The sequence below is a fragment of the Streptomyces dysideae genome, assembly GCF_001514305.1.
Classification (GTDB): Bacteria; Actinomycetota; Actinomycetes; order Streptomycetales; family Streptomycetaceae; genus Streptomyces; species Streptomyces dysideae.
The window spans coordinates 1-20,394 of the sequence record NZ_KQ949085.1 but is presented as its reverse complement, the minus strand read 5'-3'; the positions used below and the strand labels follow the sequence as shown (position 1 = coordinate 20,394).

Genomic DNA, 20,394 nt, shown 5'->3' with positions numbered 1-20,394 from the left:
AGGCATGACCGCACCGCTGCACGAGGCCCACCCGGCCGGTCCCGGACGTGCGCTGCCCGACACCCAGCAGGGCATGCGCCGCCGCAACCTGGCCCGGGTGATGCACGCCGTCAGCGCACAGGGGCCGCTCTCCCGCGCCGCCGTGGCCTCGCGCATCGGGCTGACCCGGGCCGCGGTCTCGACCCTCGTCGACGAGCTGATCCGCTCGGGGCTGCTGGAGGAGCTGGGCCCCGAGCGGCCCGGCCGCCGGGTGGGCCGCCCCGGGTCGGCGCTCGCCGTCAGCGGGCACGGTCCGGCCGGGATCGGCGCGGAGGTCGGTGTCGACCATCTCGCGGTCTGTGCTGTCGACCTGCGCGGTGAGGTGCGGGCCAGGGCCGTGCGGTACGGCGCCAACCGCGGCCGCCCGCCCGAACCGGTGATCGAGGAACTCGCCGGGCTGGTCCGCCGGGTCGTCGCCGAGGCGGAACGCGCGGGGCTGTGGCCCGCGGGGCTCGCGGTGGCCGTACCGGGCCTGGTGGCGCGCGACGCCCGTACGGTCGTGCGCGCCCCGAACCTCGACTGGCACGACACGGACCTCGGCGCGCTGCTGCCCGTGGAGTATCCGTTGACCGTGGGCAACGAGGCCAACTTCGGTGCGCTCGCCGAACTCTGGCTCGGCGACGGCACGCCGCGTGACTTCCTGCATGTGTCGGCGGAGATCGGCATCGGCGCCGCGGTCGTGGTGGACGGCGCGCTGCTGCGCGGAACGCGCGGTTTCGCGGGCGAGCTGGGGCATGTCCCGGTCCGTCCGGACGGGCCCAAGTGCCCGTGCGGGGGGCGTGGATGTCTGGAGCAGTACGCCGGTGAGGAGGCGGTGCTGCGGGCGGCCGGCCTGGAACCGGGCGAGGACCGCGTCGGGCTGCTCGCCGGGCGCGCCGCCGAGGGGGACGAGGACGTACGGGGTGCCCTGCACGACGCGGGGACGGCGCTCGGCATCGCGCTGACCGGGGCGGTCAATCTGCTGGACCCCGAGAGTGTCGTGCTGGGCGGCGCGCTGGCCGGACTCGCGCCGTGGCTGCTGCCGTCGCTGGAGGCCGAACTGGACCGGCGTACGGCGGGGCCCGCCTGCCCGGTGGCGGTGTCCCGGCTGGGTTCCGAGGGGCCGTTGCTGGGGGCGGCACATTCGGTGGTGCGGGCGGTGCTGGACGACCCGGCCGCGGTGGCCGAACGGGCCTGATCCCAGGCCGACTTCACCCGTCCGGGTGAGCGAGTTGTCCACAATCCCGCCGCTGTCCACGGAATCCCGGCGGGTTCTTCTGCCCAACCCGTCGGCACCGTACCGTGATTCACGCGAGGCGCAGCTGTCGTGGCCGGCGACGGCGGGCGCATCGCGTGCTTGCGGGCCTCGCCCGCTCCACCGAGCACACCCCCCACCGTCGAAAGGCGCTTCCCGATGGAACGGGCAAGACGACCGCCCAGCCGGCGACGGCTCCTGAAAGGCACCGCCCTCGCCGCCGTCCCGTACGCACTGCTCCCCGACCCGCGGGCCGGCGCGCAGGTCCAGGCCCCCGACCACCCGCTCGCCGAATGGCAGCCGGCGAACACCGCCAACCACACCGCCGCCAACCGCCCCGCGGACCATCGCGTCGATCACGTGATCATCCATGTCACGCAGGCGACCTACATGGACACCCTGTCCATCTTCCAGAACCCGCGGAAGAAGGTGTCCGCGCACTACGTCGTCCGGTCGGCCGACGGGCACCTGGCGCAGTGCGTCCGTGAGGCCGATGTCGCCTGGCACGCGGGGAACTGGGACCACAACACGCGCAGCATCGGCATCGAGCACGAGGGCTGGGTGGACCGGCCCGCCTACTTCACCGACGCCCTGTACGAGCAGTCGGCCCGGCTCACCGCGGCGATCTGCACCAGACACGGCATCCCGAAGGACCGCGCGCACATCATCGGCCACCACGAGGTGCCGGGCACGGACCACACCGATCCCGGGCCGTACTGGGACTGGACGCGCTACATGAGGCTGGTCAACTTCGCCTGAGGCTTCGCCCGGCCCGAACGGTGTGCCCGTCGTTCGGGTCACCCGGTCGAAAAGGTTGTCCGCACGCGTACCCGGAGTGACGATGTCCCCAACCGCTTCGCCTTTCGGGAGGACGACTTGACCGATCCGTGGGTGGCCCTGGAGCCGGGGGCCGACCCTGCCGAGCGCGCGCGACTGCTGCGGCGCGCGCATGAGACGTTCACCGAGGTGGGCACCGTGCCGCAGCCGGTGCGTGCCGTGGTGGCCGACTCGTGGCGGCGTTCCGCGCGGGCGGGTGTCGGGCCGGACGGCACGGCGAGTGTGGAGCTCGGGGACGGGGACCTCGGTTCCTACCGTGCGGAGCATCAGCTGGCGCGGGTGATGCCGCTGTTCCGGGAGCTGCTGGGGACGTTCGCGGCCGACGGCGAGCATCTGCTCGCGGTGTGCGACGCGCACGGCAGGCTGCTGTGGGTCGAGGGCCATCCGACGACCCGGCGGCGGGCGGGGCTGATGAACTTCGTGCCGGGCGCGCGATGGGCGGAGACCGCGGTGGGGACGAACGCGCCGGGCACGGCGGTCGCCCTGGACCGACCGGTGCAGGTCTTCGCGGCAGAGCACTTCATCCGGCAGGTGCAGCCGTGGACCTGCGCGGCGGCTCCGGTGCACGATCCGCGCACCGGGCGGGTGCTCGGGGCGGTGGACATCACCGGCGGGGACGGGCTCGCGCATCCGCACAGCCTGGGCTTCGTGCAGGCCGTCGCGCGGGCCGCGGAGTCCCAGCTGGCGCTGCTCGCGCCAGTGCCACCCGCCACGGACACGCCCGAGCTGACGGCGCTGGGCCGCGACGAGGCGCGGCTGACCGCCGACGGCCGCCGGATCCGGCTGAGCCGCAGGCACAGCGAGATCCTCGTCCTGCTGGCCCGCCATCCGGAGGGGCTGGCCGGCGACGAGCTGCTGTGCGCGTTGTACGAGGACGAGTCGGTGCCGCCGGTGACCCTGCGCGCCGAGCTCGCCCGGCTGCGCAGGATTCTCGGTCCCGGGCTGCTGGCCTCCCGGCCGTACCGGCTCACCGTCCCGGTCGAGTCCGACGTCTCCGTCGTCGAACGGCGGCTTGAGACCGGCGCGGTCACGGGAGCGGCGTCCGCCTACGCAGGTCCGCTGCTGCCCGGTTCCCAGGCACCGGCGGTGGTGCGGCTCAGGCGCCGGCTCGCCGACGGCCTCCGTACGGCGCTGATCGCCCGGCGCGACCCCGACCTGCTGGCGGACTGGGCGCATGCCCCGTGGGGCGAGGAGGACCTCGACGTGTGGCGGGCGCTCGCTGCGGTGCGGCCGACACCGGCGGTACGGGCCCGGCTGGCCGCACTGGAGTCCGAACTGACGGCGCCGGCCGCGTGGCAACGCCGACCACCACCCTGACCAGCGGCCGCAACGTACTCGCAACCTCCCCCTCCCTAGCCTCGCGCCGAGAGCTGCCCAACGGCGGGCAGCGCTGCTGAGGGAGGCAGGCCAGCATGACCCGTTACGCGGCGCCCGGTACCGAGGGCGCGATCGTCTCCTACCAGGCGCGCTACGACCATTTCATCGGCGGTGAGTACGTGCCGCCGGTGCGGGGGCAGTACTTCGAGAACCCGTCCCCGGTGAACGGGCAGCCGTTCACGGAGATCGCGCGCGGCACGGCGGAGGACGTGGAGCGGGCGCTCGACGCGGCGCACGCGGCCGCCCCGGCGTGGGGCCGGATGTCGGTGACCGAGCGCTCCGACATCCTGCTGAAGATCGCCGACCGGATGGAGGCGCATCTGGAGCCCCTGGCGGTCGCCGAGAGCTGGGAGAACGGCAAGCCGGTGCGCGAGACGCTGGCGGCCGACATCCCGCTGGCCATCGACCACTTCCGCTACTTCGCGGGCGCGATCCGGGCCCAGGAGGGCTCGCTCGGCGAGGTCGACGACGACACGGTGGCGTACCACTTCCACGAGCCTCTGGGTGTCGTCGCGCAGATCATCCCGTGGAACTTCCCCATCCTGATGGCGACCTGGAAGCTGGCGCCGGCCCTGGCCGGGGGCAACGCGGTCGTCCTCAAGCCGGCCGAGCAGACCCCGGCGTCCATCCACTACTGGCTCAGCCTGGTCGCCGACCTGCTGCCGCCGGGCGTCATCAACATCGTCAACGGCTTCGGGGTGGAGGCGGGCAAGCCGCTGGCGTCCAGCCCGCGGGTGGCGAAGGTGGCGTTCACCGGTGAGACCACGACCGGCCGGCTGATCATGCAGTACGCGTCGGAGAACATCACGCCGGTGACGCTGGAACTCGGCGGCAAGTCCCCGAACATCTTCTTCGAGGACGTCTGGGCGGCGGACGACGTCTTCCGTGACAAGGCGCTCGAAGGGTTCACGATGTTCGCCCTCAACCAGGGCGAGGTGTGCACCTGTCCGTCGCGGGCGCTCGTCCAGCGGGGCCACTACGCCGAGTTCATGGAGGCGGCGGTCGCCCGCACCGAGCTGATCAAGACCGGCCATCCCCTGGACACGGACACGATGATCGGCGCGCAGGCCTCCAACGACCAGTTGGAGAAGATCCTCTCCTATCTGGACATCGGTCGGCAGGAGGGCGCCAAGGTCCTCACGGGTGGTGAACGCATCGAGCACGACGGCGAGTTGAAGGGCGGCTACTACGTCCAGCCGACGATCTTCGAGGGCGACAACCGGATGCGGATCTTCCAGGAGGAGATCTTCGGCCCGGTCGTCTCGGTGACGTCCTTCGACGACTTCGACGACGCCATCAAGATCGCCAACGACACGCTGTACGGCCTCGGCGCCGGCGTGTGGACGCGGGACATCAACACGGCGTACCGCGCGGGCCGCGCGATCCAGGCGGGCCGGGTCTGGACGAACTGCTACCACGCGTATCCAGCGCACGCTGCGTTCGGCGGCTACAAGGGGTCGGGCATCGGGCGGGAGACGCACAAGATGATGCTGGAGCACTACCAGCAGACGAAGAACCTGCTGGTGTCGTATTCGCCGAAGAAGCTGGGTTTCTTCTAGAAGCAAAAACGCCCCTGGAGACGCTGGAGCACGAAGTCTTCGGAAACGGCGCCGACCTGATGCTCCGAGGTGCCATCGCTCCGAAGGGGAAGGCGACGCCGGTGGCGGGCGGCTATCGGATCAGTGGCCGCTGGCCTCTGGCCAGTGGCTCGTTCGACCCGGACTGGATGCTCGCGGGCTTCGTGGTCGAGGGCGCGCCCCCACTGCCGGACGGCCGCCCGGACATGCGCGTCGCGCTGATCCGCCCCGAGCGCGTGACCTTCCTCGACACCTGGGACGCGGTGGGCCTGCGCGCCACGCAGAGCACCGACTTCACGATGGACGACGTCTTCGTGCCCGAGCACTTCACAGGCCCGCTGATGGGCGACAACCACATCCCCGCTCCCTTCTACAACCTGCCCTACACCGCCACCGGCGCCTCGCACGACGCCGTCGTCATCGGATGTCTGGAGGGTGCGCTCGGCGACCTCGCTGAACTGGCCGCCACCAAGCGGCCGGCCTTCAACCCCGCGGTGGTCATCGGTCAGGACCCGGTGTTCCAGGAGAAGTTCGCCGAGCTGCACCTGCGTACAGCGGCGCTCAACGCCCTGCTGGAGCAGACCGGCCGCACGGTGATGGACCGCGCCCTCGCGGGCGACGAGCCCACCCCGACGGAGTGGTTCGGCTACACCGGTGGCCACCAGCACATCCACCACGAGGGCATCCGGATCCTCAACGAGATCATGACGCTTTCGGGCAGCACAGGGCTCTACAGCAGCAACCCGATGCAGCGTCGCTGGCGCGACGTCCGCTGCGTCTCCCAGCACGTGGCGGGCAACAACGGCTCGCTGCGGCGCCTGGGTGCGGTCCTGTCGGGTCAGGAGGACGTCCGATGAGCCCGCTCGTGACGACACCGACGGATCCCGCAGTGCTGCGCCAGGCATTCGGATGCTTCCCGTCCGGAGTGACGGCGCTGTGCGCACTCGACTCCGGTGCCCCGGTGGGCATGGCCGCGAGCACCTTCACCCCCGTCTCCCTCGCGCCTGCTCTGGTTTCGGTCTGCGTCCAGGACACCTCGACGACCTGGCCGAAGCTGCGCAGCCAGGGCCGCCTGGGCCTGAGCGTCCTCGCCGAGGGCCAGGACGCGATCTGCCGCACGCTGGCCGGCAGGGACGGGGACCGGTTCGCGGACGTCGACTGGGAGGCGGGCGACGGCGGCGGCGTCTACGTCCACGGTGCCAGTCTCTGGCTGGACTGCTCGCTCTACGCCGAGTTCCCCGGCGGCGACCACACCATCGTCCTGCTGGAGATCCACGGACTGAAGGCCGAACCCGCCCGGGAGCCACTGGTGTTCCACGGCAGCCGGTTCCGGCGCCTCGCCGCCTGACGAGCCGATGGCCGGCGCGGGAGCTCCCGGTCCCCTCCCTGAAGCCGACGGGGATCGGGGAGCGCCCCGCGTCGGCCGGCCATCCGATGACGGTTCCACCCTGCGACACGCGCCGCGCACGGCGTTCCTCCCTTCCTGGTCCGGACCGAACCGTCCGGACCAGGAAGCCTTCTCGGGCTGCGGGCCGCGTCAGCTGCCGGCGCGGCGGGCGGCCACGTCCTGTGTGAGCCGGGGAGCCACCGCGAACAGGTCGCCCACCACCCCGTAGTCGGCCAGGCCGAAGACGGGCGCCTCCGGGTCCTTGTTGACCGCGACGATCGTCTTGGAGGTCTGCATCCCGGCCAGGTGCTGAATGGCCCCGGAGATGCCCAGGGCGATGTACAGCTGAGGAGAGACGGACTTGCCGGTCTGCCCGACCTGGTACTGGTGCGGGTAGTAGCCGGCATCGACCGCGGCGCGTGAGGCGCCCACCGCACCGCCCAGGGCGTCGGCGAGTTCCTCCACCACGGCGAAGCCGTCCGCTCCTCCGACGCCGCGCCCTCCGGAGACGACGACGGTCGCCTCGGTGAGCGCGGGGCGGTCGCCGGCGAGCGCGGCGTGGCGGGCGGTGATGCGGGCGGATGCCGCGGGATCGATCGGCGGCAGGGCGAGTTCCCGCTCCGCCGTCTGCACGGGATGCTCCTCCGGCTCGAAGGAGCCCGGCCGCAGAGCGATCACCGGTATGCCGTGGGTGACCTGTGAGCGCACCGTGTAGGACCCGCCGAAGACGATCTGGGTGACCGCCCCGGACGAGTCCAGGTCGACCACGTCGATCAGCAGCCCGGCGTCCAGTCGCGCGGCGAGCCGCCCGGCCACCTCCTTGCCGTCCGTCGTCGCGGAGACCAGAACGGCGGCCGGGCCGCTTTCCCGGAGCGCGAGCTGCAGAGCGTCTACGGCCGGAGTGGCCAGGAACTCGCCCGCTTCGGCGGACTCGGCCGCGTAGACAACCGTGGCGCCATGGCGGGCGAGGGGCTCCCCCAGGCGTGCCGCGGTGCCGGGGGTTCCCACGACGACGGCGGCCGGGTCGCCCAACCGCCGTGCGGCGGCGAGGAGTTCGTAGGTGGACTTGTGGACACGTTCCCCGTCGTGGTCGACAAGGACGAGGACATCGGGCATGGGTGCCTGCTTCTGGGTCGGGGCTGTTCAGACGAGCTTCTGGGCGATCAGGTATTCGACGAGCCGCCGGCCGGCCGAGCCGTCGTCCGTGATACGGATTCCGGCGGCCCGCGCCGGACGTGGGACGGCCTCCACCACACGGGTGCGGGTCACGAGGAACCCGGCGTCGTCCGCTGCGGGGAACAGGTCGCCGAGGTCGACCGTCGCCACCGGCTTCTTCTTGGCGGCCATGATCCCCTTGAAGGAGGGGTAGCGCGGTTCGTTGATCTTCTCCGTGACGCTGACCAGCGCGGGAAGCGGCGCGTCCAGCGTCGCCTCGCCGTTCTCGGCCTCGCGCTCCGCGCGCACCCGGCCCGCGTCCACGGTCAGCTTCCGCGCATGCGTCACCTGCGGCAGGCCGAGCAGGTCCGCGACGATCGCGGGGACCGCGCTCGCCTGTCCGTCTGTCGTCGCGTTGCCGGCCAGGACCAGGTCCACGTCCCCCACTGTCCGCACGGCGGCTGCCAGCACTTTCGCGGTGGTCACCACGTCGGCTCCGTGGAGTCTGTCGTCGCAGATGTGGATGCCGCGGTCGGCGCCCATCGCCAGGACCTTACGGATGGCGTCGAGCGCGGAGTCGGGTCCCATGGACACGACGGTGACCTCGGCGTCGGCCGTCTCCTTCAGCGTCAGGGCCTCTTCCGCCGCGCGCTCGTTGATCTCGTCCAGGACGAGATCGGCGTCAGCGCGGTCGAGTGTGTGGTCGGCCTCGGACAGGGTGCGTTCCGCAGCGGTGTCCGGGACCTGCTTGACGAGTACGACGATGTTCACGGTCGTCTTCCTTCAGCCTTCGGTGCTCAGCGGAACGCCGGGTAGCCGGTGATCGCCTGGCCGACGACGAGCGTGTGCATCTCGTTGGTGCCCTCGTACGTGAGGACGGACTCGAGGTTGTTGGCATGGCGCAGCGGCGAGTACTCCAGGGAGATGCCGTTGGCGCCGAGGACGGAGCGGCACTCGCGGGCGATGGCGATCGCCTCGCGGACGTTGTTCAGCTTGCCGACGCTGATCTGCTCGGGTCGGATGCGGCCCTGGTCCTTCAGACGGCCCAGGTGCAGAGCGAGTAGTGCGGCACTGCCCAAGGACACGGTCATGTCGGCGAGCTTCTTCTGGGTGAGCTGGAAGGCGCTGATCGGCTTGTCGAACTGCACGCGGGAGTCGGCGTATTCGATGGCCGCCTGCAGCGAGTCGCGGGCCGCGCCGACCGCGCCGAACAGGATGCCGAAGCGGGCCTCGTTCAGGCAGGACAGCGGTCCGCGCAGGCCCTCGGCGAGCGGCAGCCGGGCCGAGTCGGGCAGCCGTACGCTGTCGAAGTACAGCTCCGAGGTGATGGACGCGCGCAGCGACATCTTCTGCTTGATGTCCTGCGTGGTGAAGCCGGGCGTGCCACGCGGCACGAGGAAGCCGCGGACGCCGTCCTCGGTCTGCGCCCACACGGTGGCCACGTCGGCGATGCCGCCGTTGGTGATCCACATCTTGGAGCCGTTGAGGATCCAGTCGCCGCCGTCACGGACGGCGCGGGTGCGCATGCCGGAGGGGTTGCTGCCGAAGTCGGGCTCGGTCAGGTCGAAGCAGCCGATCGCCTCACCGGCGGCGAGCCGGGGCAGCCACTCCCGCTTCTGCTCCTCCGAGCCCCACTTCCAGATCGAGTACATCGACAGCGAGCCCTGCACGGAGACGAAGCTGCGGAAGCCGGAGTCCGCCGCCTCCAGTTCCAGACAGGCCAGGCCATAGCTGACGGCGTTGGTGCCGGCACAGCCGTAGCCTTCGAGGTGCATGCCGAGCACGCCCAACTTGCCGAGTTCCGGGGCGAGTTCGCGGGCGAAGTGAGCATTCTCGAACCACTCGCCGATGTGCGGGCGGACCCGGTCGGCGAGGAACTTGGCGACGGTGGCCTGGATCTCGCGTTCCTCGTCCGTGAGGACGGAGGCGAGGTCGAGCAGGTCGAGGGGGTCCTTCATCGGCTTGGCGCCGCTCATGTCGGTCTCCTTGTGGTCGGGGTGGGAAATCGGGTGGTGGGTTCGGTCGTGGTGGGGACGCTGCGGACGGTCAGGCGACCGCTCCGTTCGACATCACGCGGAGGCGTTGTCGGACGGATCGTGCAGGAGGTCGGACGGGCCGTGCAGGATCTGCGCGGTGTGCTGGCCCAGTCGGGGCGGGGGCATGCGGTACCGGGCGGGTGTCCTGCTGAGCGCGATGGGGTGCGCGACCTGGCGGGAGGGTCTGCCTCTTTCTCCGTCCGCGGGTGCGGCAGGGATGTCGACGATGCCGGGCAGGCCGAGCTTGTGGGCGAAGGCGAAGGCGTTGTCGAGGGTGTTGACCGGTCCGGCGGGCACGCCGGCGGCCAGCAGGACGGTCGAGCAGTGGTCGGCTCCCGCGGCGCTGAGCGGCTCGGTCAGGATGTCCCGCAGTTCGGCGCGGTGCGCGACCCGGTCGGAGTTGGTGCGGAAGCGGTCGTCGCGGGCGAGGCCGGGATCTCCGACGGCCTCGGCGAGTGCGGCGAACTGCCGGTCGTTGCCCACCGCGAGGGCGAGCGGACGGTCGGCGGTCGGCAGGGTCTCGTACGGGGCGATGCTGGGGTGCGCGTTGCCCATGCGGCCCGGGACGACACCGGCGACGGCGTATGCCGACGCCTGGTTGACCATGGCCGACAGCAGCGAGCCGAGCAGGTTGGTCTCCACGAGCTGCCCCTCACCTGTGGCGTCCCGGTGCCGCAGGGCCGCGAGGATGCCGAGCGAGGCGTGCAGTCCGGTGATCACATCGACCAGGGCCACGCCAGCCTTCACCGGCTCGCCGGCCGCGTCCCCGGTCACGCTCATCAGACCGCCGACGGCCTGCACGAGCAGGTCGTATCCGGGGATCGCCGCTCCCGCGCCGCTGCCGAATCCGCTGATCGAGCAGTAGATCAGCTTCGGGTGCCGGGCACGGAGCTCCCGATGACCGAGCCCCAGCCGCTCCATCGTGCCGGGGCGGAAGTTCTCCACCAGTACGTCGGACTCGGCGATCAGGGCCCGGGCCTGTTCGATGCCCTCCTCGGTCGTCAGATCCAGCACGACGGACCTCTTGTTCCGGTTGACGCTCAGGAAGTACGTCGATGTGCCGTCGTGGTCCGCCGGCGGGTGCCAGGCCCGGGTGTCGTCCCCGGTGCCCGGCCGTTCCACCTTCACCACGTCGGCGCCGAGGTCGGCGAGGAGCATCGTGGCATAGGGCCCCGCGAGAACCCGGGAGAAGTCGGCGATCCGCAGACCCTCTAGCGCGCCCCGTCCCGCCCCGTCGACTGCGCCGGCCCATTCGTCCGACGCGTGGTACTGGGTGCCCACGCACCCTCCTCTCTGCTCGTGCCGCCTACGCGAACGTGCCGTGGCCGGAACCGTTTCCCGTCACCACCAACGCTCCAACGACGTTGCCCGGTAGGTGAGTTCGACATGTGGAAGCCCCTGATCGAGCGGGCCCACGGCCCGTACGACACGCACCCTCGCCCCGACCGCGACCACGACCGGCTCCGCCCTGGTGACCTGGCAGACCAGCGTGAATCCCTCGTCCATCGCGACGAACCAGGTGTTGAGCGGGGTCTGACCGATACGGCGAACGAGGGCGCCGGCACCGGTGCCGCGCTCCCGTTTGAAGGCGGTGGACCCGCAAGCCCGGCAGAACGAACGGCGGTAGGCCGGAGTGCCGCACCAGAGGCAGCGCTGGAAGAGCAGTTCGCCGCAGACCGCCGGTGCCGGAGTGGCGGGCGCGGTCGGGGTGGCGGGCGCGGTCCTGGCCGCGGGAGCCGCGTCATGGTCCATCCGGAACTCGGTGTGTTCACGGCTGTCTGTCTGGAGCATCACAGCCTCCTGCGCTCACTTGGGTGACCGGAAACGGGTGATCGGAATCCGATATGGCTCCCTCACCCTGGCCCTGCCGAGGAACGCCGGTCAACGACGAGTTGACGCATCTTTGTGCGCGGAACGCGTTTCATTCACCGAGGTCAGAAGCGGTTTCTCGGCGCTACCCTGACGACGCGGACCGGCGGCCATGCGTGACGGGTCAGTGACCTGGCGTGCCGGTGACGCCGCCGACCCGAGTAGACGTCTCGGGACCCGTCGGATCTGCTGTCAGGCCAAGATCCGGGCCGCTCCCGGGCCCTCAGTCCCCTGCGGACGGGCGTTCCCGCACGGATCCTCCAGACCGACCCGCGGCTGCGCACCCTGAGCGACCGCGAGCACGAAGTCCTGCCGGCCATCGCCCAGGGCTGGACGAACGCCGAGATCGCCGAACGCCTGGTCCTGACCGAGTCCACCCTGAAGAAACACGTCGGCCGCGTCCTCGCCAAGCTCGGCGCCCGCGACCGCATCCAGGCCGTGATCACGGCGTGCGACGTGGGGCCGGTCCGGCCTCGCTCCGACTGAACCCGGGCGCCTGACCAGTCACGTCCTCCGACGCCTGTTGGGCCTGGCCAGGGAAGATGCCCGTCAGGCGCCCTTCCCGGCGCGCTCCGAAGCAGCAAGTCCGGAAGGCACTGTCGGCACGCCAGGCCGTGCGGACTGCCGCGCCGGTGAGCACGGCCAGTGCCGCGGTCCCGTACGACAGTGACTGCAGGGAGACGTGCCCGCCCCACGGCTCGCCGCCGATGTAGAGGACGGCTCCCGCGGCGGGGACGGCGAGCCACTCCCAGCGGCCGTCCAGCGCGACGAGGGCAACGACGAGGAGGGCGTACCAGGAGTACGCGGGCGAGGTGAGCAGCAGGGCGGTGCCGGTGACGAGTAGGGCGCCGCTCCAGGGGCGGGCCGGGTCGCCGCGGCGGAGCACGTGCAGGGCGGTGAGCAGGAGCAGGGCAGCGGCGGCCGGGCCCGCTGCCGGGGCCGGCAGGACGAGGCGCAGCAGGGCGAACCGGCGGACGGTGTCGGAGTCGTAGCCCTCCTCGTGGAGGTAGCCGGGCAGGTAGCCCAGGACGCCGGCGCCGGAGGCGAGGACGTATGGAAGGTAGGCGAGCGCGATGACGGCGACGGCGGGCAGCAGCACGCGCGTCGCCTGGCGGGGGCGGAGTCCGGACAGGGCGCCCGGCAGGGCGAGGACCGGGTACAGCTTGACGGCGATGGCCGCGCCGAGCAGCGCCCCGCGGCGAGTGCCGGCGGTCGTGCCGAAGGCCAGCACGGTCAGCAGTACGCCGAGGGCGTCGACATGGGCGTTGTTGACGGCCTCGACGGGGACGGCCGGGCACCAGGCCCACAGCGCGGCCACGTGCGGGGCGCGGCCTCGTCGGCGCAGCACAGCGATGAGGGCGACCGTGGTGCCCATGGCCAGGGCGGCGCCGCCGGTCTGCAGGGCCTTGTGCCGGCTGCCGTCCGGGGACAGTTCGTGCACGGCGGCGAACCAGCCCTCGGCGACCGGCGGGTAGATGGTGTGGGCGGTGGGGCGGTTGATCCGGGTGCACACGCCGTCCGCCGTGTTCAGTTCCAGGTTCCGTACCAGGGCCGGGTCCTGGCAGGCCGTCTGCGGCGGGAAGAGCCAGCCCTCGCGGAGCCGCGCCAGTTCCGGTGTCACGGGCGGATGGTCGTAGGGGGAGATCCCGGCTGCCTGCACCTTGCCGTCCCAGGCGTAGCGGTACATGTCGCTGCTGGTGCCGGGCGGTGCGGTCAGGCCCGCGACCGCGACGGCCGCGCCCCCCGCGAGCACCAGCGCGGTCGCCGCGCGGACCGGCACCCTGCGCACGCTCCACGCGGCGGCCGCGAACAGCGCCCAGGCGATGCCGTTCCAGAGCAGGGTGCGGCCGCGGTCCTCGAGCATGCCGTCGACGCGGACGGCGGCGACGACGGATGCGGTGAGCCCGGCGAGCAGGGCGGCGGTGACGGCGGTTCGGATGCGGATCGCCCCCACCGGCGTATTTCCCACCACCAGCTCAGAGGCGTCGCATCAGTACCGCGGTGAACTGCTGGGAGGTGCCCCACGGAGTGAGGTGTTCCTCACCGGCGGTGTCGACGAGTTCGTAGCCGGGGAACTGGGCGGCGAGTTCGGCATGGGTGTAGCGGACGATCGGGAGGCCGCTGCATGTGGTCGGGCCGTCCGGGCCGAACGTCGCCACGACGAGCCATCCACCCGGTCGCAGTGAGCGGTCCAGCGAGGCGAGGTAGTCGGCGCGTTCGTCGGGCTCGGTGAGGAAGTGGTAAACGGCCCGGTCGTGCCACAGCGCGTACTGGCGTCCCATGCGCAGGTCGAGGACGTCGGCCACGGTGAGGACGACGTCCGCGCCCGCCGGACCCAGCCGGTCGCGGACGGTCTGCAGGGCGGTGACCGACAGGTCGACCGCCGACAGGTCGCGGTAGCCGCGTTCGACGAGGTGGTCCACGAGCGTCGACCAGCCGGCACCCACATCGATGACGGGCTCGTCGAGGCCGAGCCCGGCCTTGTCGACCAGGCCGAGGGAGAGTCCCGGGACCGACTGCCACCAGGAGACTCCGTCGACGTCCTTGCTGTGGTGGACGCCCTCCCAGAACTCCGTCCGGGTCGCTGCGTCGTCGGGGCGCGGGATGCCGTGGTCCGTCATGGTGGTGACGGTAGCGCCGGTGGGGCCGGCTCGGCCCTGCTGGGAGGTGCCGTCATGGTTCCGTAAGGAGCCGTACCCTCCTTGCCGTGCCTGGTCGTGGCTACGGTGACGGCCATGGTCAAACGGACAATTCCCGATCCGGCGCCGACTCCGCTCGGCGAGGTCCAGGCGCTGGTCGACGGCGGCGACATGGACTGCGGCAGCGGTCTCCTGCTGCTGATCACGCGGGCGATGAGGCGGCTGGAACCCGGGCAGCTGCTCGGTGTGCGCAGCGCGGAGGCGAGCGTCGTCACCGATCTGCCGGCGTGGGCCGACCTGGTCGGGCACGACGTCGTCGGCGAGGTCGCCGAGTCTGCCGGGGGCCCCTGGTGGTTCGCCGTGAGCAAAAGCGAGAGCAAGAGCAAGGGGGACAAGGCGGGCACGGTCTTCACCCGGGGTGAGCGGACGCCGGTGGGCCGTCGGCTGTGGCTCTACACCAACTTCGACTGCAACCTCGCCTGCGGATACTGCTGCGCCGAGTCCTCACCGAAGGCCGCGGCCCGGCGGTTCGACCCGGCCGTGGCCGCCGCGGTGTTCGAGGAGTTCGCGGCCCAGGGCGGTCGGGAGGTGTTCTTCACCGGCGGCGAGCCGTTCATGCATCCGCAGCTCGGTGCCCTGATCGCGGCGGCGGCCGGTCTGGAGCGCACCGTGCTGACCAACGCAATGATCTTCGCGAGGGGTACGCGCCGGGCGACCCTGGAGAGCCTCGACCGGGGCGTGGTGCTCCAGATCAGCCTCGACTCGGCCACGCCCGAACTGCACGACCGGCAACGAGGCTCGGGGTCGTGGTCGCGGGCGCTCGACGGGATCACGCTGGCCCGTTCGCTCGGGTTCCGGGTGCGGGTGGCCGCCACGCTGTACGACGAGGACCCGAAGGGCGTGGACGCGCTGCACCGGCGCCTCGACGACGCCGGGATCGCCGTACCGGACCGGGTCATCCGGCCGGTGGCCCATGAGGGCTTCGCCGACCAGGGAGTGCACGTCTCCCTCGACACCCTGGAGCCGGAGCCGACGCTCACCGCGGACGGCGCCTGGTGGCACCCGGTGGCCGTCACCGACCCGCACCTGCGGATCGCCGACGCCCCGCTGCCGCTGGCCGAGGTCTTCGGCGTCGTACGGGACACACTCGCCGTGCAGGACGCGGCAGCGCGGTCGGGACGGGAGGTGTTCCGCTGTGCGTGAGCGAACCATCTCCGGGAAACGACGGGCAGGTTGGCTCTTCGCCCCCGCCACCGACCCCGTCCCGCGCGGACAGGCGGGCGGCGCGGCCTTCCTCCGGGTGCTGCTCGGCCTGATGTGGCTGCACAACGTGTCGTGGAAGGTGCCCCCGGACTTCGGGGACGCCGACGGCGGGCTCTACAAGTGGACGGCCTTCGCCGTGAGCCACCCGGTGTTCCCGCCGTACAGCTGGGTCGTGGAGAAGGCCGTCCTGCCCAACATCGAGGTCTTCGGCTGGGGAGTGCTGATCGCCGAGAGCGCCCTGGCGGTGCTGCTGCTGACCGGTGCCTGGGTGCGGGTGGCGGCGGCTCTCGGGGTGGGCATGTCGCTGTCCATCGGGCTCTCGGTCGCCGAGGCCCCGCACGAGTGGCCGTGGGCCTACTGGCTGATGATCGGCGCCCATGTGGCGATCCTGTTCTCCTCGGCCGGGCGGGCGTTCGCCGTCGACGCGCTACGGGCGGGCGTCGGCTCCGCCCGCCGGCTCGGCCTGCTCTGGGGCGTGATCGCGGTGGTCCTCGGCGGCCTCGGCGCGCTGGGCTCGGCGGGGGACGATCCCCTCGCCGCCAAGGGCCACTACCTGCGGGCCTGGGACCTGATGATCAGCGTCGGCCGGTACAACCTCGCCGGCAGCCTGGTGCTGGTGCTGGCCGGTGTCCTGCTGCTGGTCGCCGCCCGCGGCGGGAGCGCCGTCCTCGGCCGGGCGGCGGCGGCCGTCGCTGCCGGGGCCGCGCTGACCCTGCACGCCCAGACCGGCTTCAGCGACCCGCTGTTGGGCGGTACGGCGACCTCGGCGGCCTTCCTGCTGTCCGTCGCGCTGGTCGCCGCGGCCGTCGCCTCGCACAGCAACGTCGACCACAAGAAGAAGGAGGTGTCGGACCGGTGAAACCGATGACCCGACGTACGCTGCTCCTCGGCACCGGAGCGACGCTCCTGCTCAGCGCCTGCGGGACCGGGGCCGCGTCCGAGACGCGGCAGCTCGGGATCTCCGCCATTCCGGACCAGGACCCGGAGTTGCTGAACCGGCTCTACCCCGCCGTGGCCGAGCGGTTCGCCGACGCGACCGGGCTGAAGGTGGCCTACCGACCCGTCACCGACTACACCGCCGTGGTGCGGGCGTTCGAGATCGGCGACATCCACCTGGCCTGGATGGGCGGGCTGACCGGCGTCCAGGCACGTGCACGCGTACCCGGCGCCACGGCCGTCGCGCAGCGGGACATCGACGCCGACTTCCACAGCCTCTTCATTGCCCACACCGGCTCGGGCCTGAAGCCGTTCGAGAAGGTGGACGGGTTGCGTGGCCTCGCCGGGCACACCTTCACCTACGGCAGCGAGACGTCCACCTCCGGCCGGCTGATGCCGCAGTACTTCATGCGGCAAGCCGGGCTTGAGCAGGGTGAGTTGCGGGGGAAGCCCGGCTTCTCCGGCTCCCATGACGCCACCATCGAGCTCGTCGCGGGCGGCAGCTTCGAGGCCGGGGCCGTCAACAAGCAGGTCTGGGACGCCACCGTCGAGGCGGGCGAGGTCGACCTGAGCAAGGTGGCCGTGCTGTGGCGCACTCCCGGCTACGCCGACTATCACTGGCTGGCCCGCCCGGATCTCGACAAGACCTTCGGTGACGGCACCCAGGAGAACGTGCTGGACCTGCTCCTCGGCCTCGACGACCAGAACGCCGAGGACGCGAAGCTGCTGAAGCTCTTCGGCGCCAAGTCCTTCGTACGCACGAAGAACTCCGCCTACGACCGGATCGAGGACGTGGCCCGCGACCTGGGGCTGCTGAAGTGAGCGACTCTCCACCGGTGATCCGGCTGTGCGGAGCGGGGCGCCGGTTCGGCACGCACGAGGCCCTGAGCGAGCTGGACCTCACCGTCCACGCCGGGGAAAAGGTGGCGGTGCTCGGCACCAGCGGCGCCGGCAAGAGCACGCTCCTGGCTCTGCTCAACGGGTCGTTGGAGCCGACCACGGGCAGCCTGGAGGTCTTCGGTGCGAACCCCGCACGCCTGACGGCCGGGCAACGGCGGCTGCTGCAGCGGCGCATCGGCTCGGTGAGCCAGGACCTCGCCCTGATCGAGCAGGTCCGGGTGGTGCACAACGTCAACGCGGGCCGGCTCGGCCGGTGGGGCACCACCCGCGCGCTGGCCTCGCTGGTCTGGCCGCACTCGCTCGACGTGGTCCGCGACGCGCTCGAACAGGTCGACCTGGGCTGGGCGCTGTACGAACGCACCGAGCGTCTGTCCGGCGGCGAGCGGCAGCGGGTGGCGATCGCCCGACTCCTGGTGCAGGAGCCGGAGTTGGTGGTGGCCGACGAGCCCGTGTCCAGCCTCGACCCGGTGCGTGCCGCGCGGGTTCTCGGCCTGCTCGGCGCCTCACCGACCGTGCGCACGCTCATCGTCAGCCTGCATCAGCCGGCCCTCGCCCGCGCGCACTGCACCCGCGTGGTGGGCCTGCGCGAGGGCCGGATCGTCCTCGACGTCCCGGCCGCCGAGGCGACCGACGAGGCCCTGCGCGACCTCTATGAGCTCGTATGACGCTCCAACTCGACGCCCCGCCCACCCCGCCGACCGTATCCGCGCCGGGGCGAAAGCCCGTGAGCGGGCGGCGGATTCTGCTCCGCAGGCTCACCGCGCTGCTGGCGGTGGCCGGGCTGCTGGCCTGGGCCGTTGACCGTGCCGTCCCGTCGGGCGGTGAGCTGGTCAACCGGGGCGGTCTGGCCCTGCTCGACGACCTCGCGGCGACCGTGCTGCGCCCCTCCCTGGACCCGGGCTTCCTCGGCGTGGTCCTGGAGGCGACGGCGACGACTCTGGCCCTGGCGCTGCTCGGGACGGCGGGGGCGCTGGTGATCGGCCTGGTCGGCGGGCTGGTCCTCAGTGACGTGGCGTGGAGCGGTGCGCTGCCGTGGCCCGTACGGGTGGGGCGGCTTGTGCTGCGCGGCGCGCTGGTGGCCGTGCGGTCGGTGCACGAGTTGGTGTGGGCGCTGTTCCTCGTCAGCGTGCTCGGCCTCGACCCGCTCGTCGCCGTGCTGGCCCTCGCGCTGCCCTTCGGCGCGCAGAGCGCCCAGGTCTTCGGGGAGACCTTCGACGCCGTACCCGATGGGCCGCTGCGTTCGCTCCGGGCCGCCGGTGCCAAGCGTGGCTCCGCGCTGGCGTACGCCCTGCTGCCCGGCACAGCACCGCTGCTGCTGTCGTACTCCTTCTACCGGTTCGAGTGCGCCCTGCGGTCCGCCGTCGTGCTCGGGGTGGCCGGTGTCGGTGGTCTGGGGTTCGAACTGACGGTGAGTCTGCAGTCGCGGAACTGGGGTGAGGTCTGGACGCTGGTCGCGGCGCTGCTGGCCCTCGCGGGGCTGGTCGAGCTGTGGAGCAGCCGTGTCCGCTCCGACGTCGCGGTGGTGACGTGTGCCGACTGGTCGGTCGGGCGTGATCGGTCCGGGGGCGGGGGCCGGTCGCCGCGTGGGCTGTCCCGCTCGACCCGCTGGTCCCTGGCCCTGGTGGTGCCGGCGATCGTGGCCGCCTGGTGGTGGGTCGGCCTCTCACCGGCCGGCCTGGTCTCGGCCCGCACGCAGGAGCGCGCCGGTCGGCTGCTCGGCGACCTGTGGCCTCCCGCGCTCCCGGAGGGCGGTCTGCGGGCGCTGACCGGCGCCGTCCTCGACACCGTGACCATGGCCGTCCTCGCCATGGTGGTAGCGGTCCTGATCACCCTGGTCGTGGGCCCCTGGGCGGGTCGGCCACGCGCCGGGCGGCGCGGCCCGGCGGACTGGGGTCGACGGGCCGGGTGGGGGATCGCCCGGCTGCTGCTCCTGGTGCTGCGGTCGATCCCCCCGACGGTGTGGGCCGTCGTCGCCCTCCTGGGCCTTTTCCCTGGTGTCCTGCCCGGGGCTCTGGCCCTGGGGCTCTACACCGGCGGCATCCTCGGCCGGCTGGTCGCCGAAGCGTGGGAGACGATGGACCTCACGCCCCGGGAGTCCCTGCGCAACGCCGGTGTGCCCCGAGTGGTCTCGGCCGTCGTGTCCGTGGGACCGCCGTCCGCGAACCACCTGGTCACGTACACGCTCTACCGGTTCGAGATCTGCGTACGCGACACCGCCATCGTGGGCGTCGTCGGCGCGGCGGGGCTGGGCCGGCTGCTCAGCGAGCGTCTCGCGGCCTTCGACTTCCCCGTGGTCACCGGCGTCCTGCTGGCGTCCTTGCTGGTCAGCCTCGCCGTCGAGGTACTGGGACGCCGACTGCGACGCGCGCTGCGGGCCTGAGCGGCGGCCTTCGCTCAGCTCGCTGGTGAGCGCCGCCCCAGGTCAGCGCCGACCAGGAGGACCCGGCGCAGTGCCCCTGCCGCGCCGCCGACCGTCTCCCAGCTGTAAGTCATGCTCACCTGCAACGGCGGCGACCCGCTCAGCTCCTCGTCCTGGGTCAAGTCCCCGAACCCGGTCTTCCAGCGGTCCAACGCCAACGGCGTGTACGGACCCGGTCACAACGGCTTCTTCAAGTCGCCGGACGGGACCGAGGACTGGATGGTCTACCACGCCAACAGTTCCGCGAGCGGTGGCTGTGACATGAACCGCAGCACCAGGGCACAGAAGTTCAAGCGGAACGCCGACGGCACACCGAACTTCGGGACTCCCGTGGCCCTGGGCGTCCCACTGACCGCGTGGTCCGGGGAATAGCCGGACCACCGTCGGCGGGGCATCGGTGCGATGCCCCGCCGACGCCGGATGCCGGGCCGGGCAGCACCGGTTTGCGGAGCAGGAGCAGTGCCGCGTCGTCGTGCAGCCGGCCGCCCACATGGGCCAGCAGTTCGTCATGGAGGGCGGTGAGGGTGCGGGCCGGCTCGTCGGACACATGGCGGGCCAGCCCTTCGGCGAGCGGGTAGAACTCCCGGCCGTGGTCGCGGGCCTCGGTGACCCCTTCGGTGTAGAGCAGCAGTTGGTCCCCGTCGGTGAAGGGCAGCACCTGAAGACCGGGGGTCTGGCCGGTGAGGGCGCGCAGCCCGAGGGGCGGGGCCGGATGGGTGGGCTCGA

20 protein-coding genes and 2 pseudogenes are annotated in these 20,394 nt (G+C 72.1%); 13 read left to right on the top strand and 9 right to left on the bottom strand.

Annotated elements, in window-relative coordinates:
* Positions 1 to 4: 4 nt before the first annotated feature.
* The 6 genes from AQJ91_RS18910 (at position 5) to AQJ91_RS18885 (ending at position 6,412) form a co-directional block, all read left to right on the top strand.
* The gene (locus tag AQJ91_RS18910; protein ID WP_067022683.1) at positions 5 to 1,216 is read left to right on the top strand and encodes an ROK family transcriptional regulator; all 1,212 of its coding nucleotides are present in this window, start codon (positions 5 to 7) and stop codon (positions 1,214 to 1,216) included.
* Positions 1,217 to 1,432: 216 nt separating this feature from the next.
* Positions 1,433 to 2,032 (top strand): N-acetylmuramoyl-L-alanine amidase, encoded by a 600-nt coding sequence (locus AQJ91_RS18905; RefSeq protein ID WP_067022680.1) that lies wholly within the window; start codon positions 1,433 to 1,435, stop codon positions 2,030 to 2,032.
* A 117-nt stretch (positions 2,033 to 2,149) separates the two neighbouring features.
* On the top strand, positions 2,150 to 3,427 hold the full coding sequence (locus AQJ91_RS18900; protein WP_067022677.1) for a GAF domain-containing protein: 1,278 nt from the start codon (positions 2,150 to 2,152) through the stop codon (positions 3,425 to 3,427).
* A 95-nt stretch (positions 3,428 to 3,522) separates the two neighbouring features.
* The gene (gene exaC / locus AQJ91_RS18895) at positions 3,523 to 5,046 is read left to right on the top strand and encodes an acetaldehyde dehydrogenase ExaC (protein ID WP_067022674.1); all 1,524 of its coding nucleotides are present in this window, start codon (positions 3,523 to 3,525) and stop codon (positions 5,044 to 5,046) included.
* A gap of 59 nt (positions 5,047 to 5,105) precedes the next feature.
* The gene (locus AQJ91_RS18890) at positions 5,106 to 5,921 is read left to right on the top strand and encodes an acyl-CoA dehydrogenase family protein (protein WP_079085051.1); all 816 of its coding nucleotides are present in this window, start codon (positions 5,106 to 5,108) and stop codon (positions 5,919 to 5,921) included.
* The gene (locus AQJ91_RS18885) at positions 5,918 to 6,412 is read left to right on the top strand and encodes a flavin reductase family protein (protein ID WP_067022671.1); all 495 of its coding nucleotides are present in this window, start codon (positions 5,918 to 5,920) and stop codon (positions 6,410 to 6,412) included. Before AQJ91_RS18890 ends, AQJ91_RS18885 begins: the two co-directional genes overlap by 4 nt.
* A 189-nt stretch (positions 6,413 to 6,601) precedes the next feature.
* Here the strand turns inward: AQJ91_RS18885 and AQJ91_RS18880 are convergent, their stop codons facing one another.
* The 5 genes from AQJ91_RS18880 to AQJ91_RS18860 form a co-directional block, all read right to left on the bottom strand.
* Complete coding sequence (locus tag AQJ91_RS18880) at positions 6,602 to 7,567, bottom strand: electron transfer flavoprotein subunit alpha/FixB family protein (protein WP_067022667.1); 966 nt, start codon at positions 7,565 to 7,567, stop codon at positions 6,602 to 6,604.
* A 27-nt stretch (positions 7,568 to 7,594) separates the two neighbouring features.
* The gene (locus AQJ91_RS18875) at positions 7,595 to 8,377 is read right to left on the bottom strand and encodes an electron transfer flavoprotein subunit beta/FixA family protein (RefSeq protein ID WP_067022664.1); all 783 of its coding nucleotides are present in this window, start codon (positions 8,375 to 8,377) and stop codon (positions 7,595 to 7,597) included.
* Positions 8,378 to 8,403: 26 nt separating this feature from the next.
* On the bottom strand, positions 8,404 to 9,582 hold the full coding sequence (locus AQJ91_RS18870; RefSeq protein ID WP_067022661.1) for an acyl-CoA dehydrogenase family protein: 1,179 nt from the start codon (positions 9,580 to 9,582) through the stop codon (positions 8,404 to 8,406).
* 93 nt (positions 9,583 to 9,675) lie between these two features.
* Positions 9,676 to 10,923, bottom strand: a complete 1,248-nt coding sequence (locus tag AQJ91_RS18865) for a CaiB/BaiF CoA transferase family protein (RefSeq protein WP_067022658.1) — start codon at positions 10,921 to 10,923, stop codon at positions 9,676 to 9,678.
* Positions 10,924 to 10,983: 60 nt separating this feature from the next.
* The gene (locus tag AQJ91_RS18860; RefSeq protein ID WP_079085050.1) at positions 10,984 to 11,433 is read right to left on the bottom strand and encodes a zinc ribbon domain-containing protein; all 450 of its coding nucleotides are present in this window, start codon (positions 11,431 to 11,433) and stop codon (positions 10,984 to 10,986) included.
* A 345-nt stretch (positions 11,434 to 11,778) separates the two neighbouring features.
* Here AQJ91_RS18860 and AQJ91_RS49605 point away from each other — a divergent pair.
* Positions 11,779 to 11,997, top strand: a pseudogene (locus tag AQJ91_RS49605) (helix-turn-helix domain-containing protein); the annotation flags it as partial.
* On the opposite strand, the gene AQJ91_RS18850 reads toward AQJ91_RS49605, so the two are convergent.
* Both AQJ91_RS18850 and AQJ91_RS18845 read right to left on the bottom strand, forming a co-directional pair.
* The gene (locus AQJ91_RS18850) at positions 11,954 to 13,465 is read right to left on the bottom strand and encodes a glycosyltransferase 87 family protein (protein ID WP_067022652.1); all 1,512 of its coding nucleotides are present in this window, start codon (positions 13,463 to 13,465) and stop codon (positions 11,954 to 11,956) included. The pseudogene AQJ91_RS49605 and the gene AQJ91_RS18850 overlap by 44 nt on opposite strands.
* Before the next feature lie 22 nt (positions 13,466 to 13,487).
* Positions 13,488 to 14,132, bottom strand: a complete 645-nt coding sequence (locus AQJ91_RS18845; RefSeq protein WP_067022649.1) for a class I SAM-dependent methyltransferase — start codon at positions 14,130 to 14,132, stop codon at positions 13,488 to 13,490.
* Positions 14,133 to 14,246: 114 nt separating this feature from the next.
* Between AQJ91_RS18845 and AQJ91_RS18840 the strand changes: the two genes are divergently transcribed.
* From AQJ91_RS18840 to AQJ91_RS18820, 5 genes are read left to right on the top strand one after another with little or no spacing between them, the layout of a single operon-like run.
* Positions 14,247 to 15,353, top strand: a complete 1,107-nt coding sequence (locus tag AQJ91_RS18840) for a radical SAM protein (RefSeq protein ID WP_159054605.1) — start codon at positions 14,247 to 14,249, stop codon at positions 15,351 to 15,353.
* Positions 15,346 to 16,272 carry an Rv1678 family membrane protein gene (locus AQJ91_RS54465; protein ID WP_067022645.1) on the top strand — a complete coding sequence of 309 codons (927 nt, stop codon included), beginning with the start codon at positions 15,346 to 15,348 and terminating at the stop codon, positions 16,270 to 16,272. Before AQJ91_RS18840 ends, AQJ91_RS54465 begins: the two co-directional genes overlap by 8 nt.
* A gap of 5 nt (positions 16,273 to 16,277) precedes the next feature.
* Complete coding sequence (locus AQJ91_RS18830) at positions 16,278 to 17,171, top strand: putative selenate ABC transporter substrate-binding protein (RefSeq protein WP_067023191.1); 894 nt, start codon at positions 16,278 to 16,280, stop codon at positions 17,169 to 17,171.
* Positions 17,168 to 17,914 carry a phosphonate ABC transporter ATP-binding protein gene (locus tag AQJ91_RS18825; RefSeq protein ID WP_067022641.1) on the top strand — a complete coding sequence of 249 codons (747 nt, stop codon included), beginning with the start codon at positions 17,168 to 17,170 and terminating at the stop codon, positions 17,912 to 17,914. Before AQJ91_RS18830 ends, AQJ91_RS18825 begins: the two co-directional genes overlap by 4 nt.
* Positions 17,911 to 19,629: a PhnE/PtxC family ABC transporter permease gene (locus AQJ91_RS18820; protein ID WP_067022638.1), complete on the top strand. Its 1,719-nt coding sequence runs from the start codon at positions 17,911 to 17,913 to the stop codon at positions 19,627 to 19,629. Before AQJ91_RS18825 ends, AQJ91_RS18820 begins: the two co-directional genes overlap by 4 nt.
* Positions 19,630 to 19,643: 14 nt before the next feature.
* Here the strand turns inward: AQJ91_RS18820 and AQJ91_RS55695 are convergent, their stop codons facing one another.
* Positions 19,644 to 19,820, bottom strand: a complete 177-nt coding sequence (locus AQJ91_RS55695; protein WP_234382590.1) for a hypothetical protein — start codon at positions 19,818 to 19,820, stop codon at positions 19,644 to 19,646.
* Between AQJ91_RS55695 and AQJ91_RS18815 the strand changes: the two are divergent.
* Positions 19,741 to 20,040 (top strand): annotated as a pseudogene (locus AQJ91_RS18815) (family 43 glycosylhydrolase); the annotation flags it as partial. The gene AQJ91_RS55695 and the pseudogene AQJ91_RS18815 overlap by 80 nt on opposite strands.
* Here the strand turns inward: AQJ91_RS18815 and AQJ91_RS49595 are convergent.
* Positions 19,958 to 20,394 (bottom strand): SpoIIE family protein phosphatase (locus tag AQJ91_RS49595; RefSeq protein ID WP_159054604.1); only part of this gene is annotated, 437 nt, incomplete at its 5' end. The pseudogene AQJ91_RS18815 and the gene AQJ91_RS49595 sit on opposite strands and share 83 nt — an antisense overlap.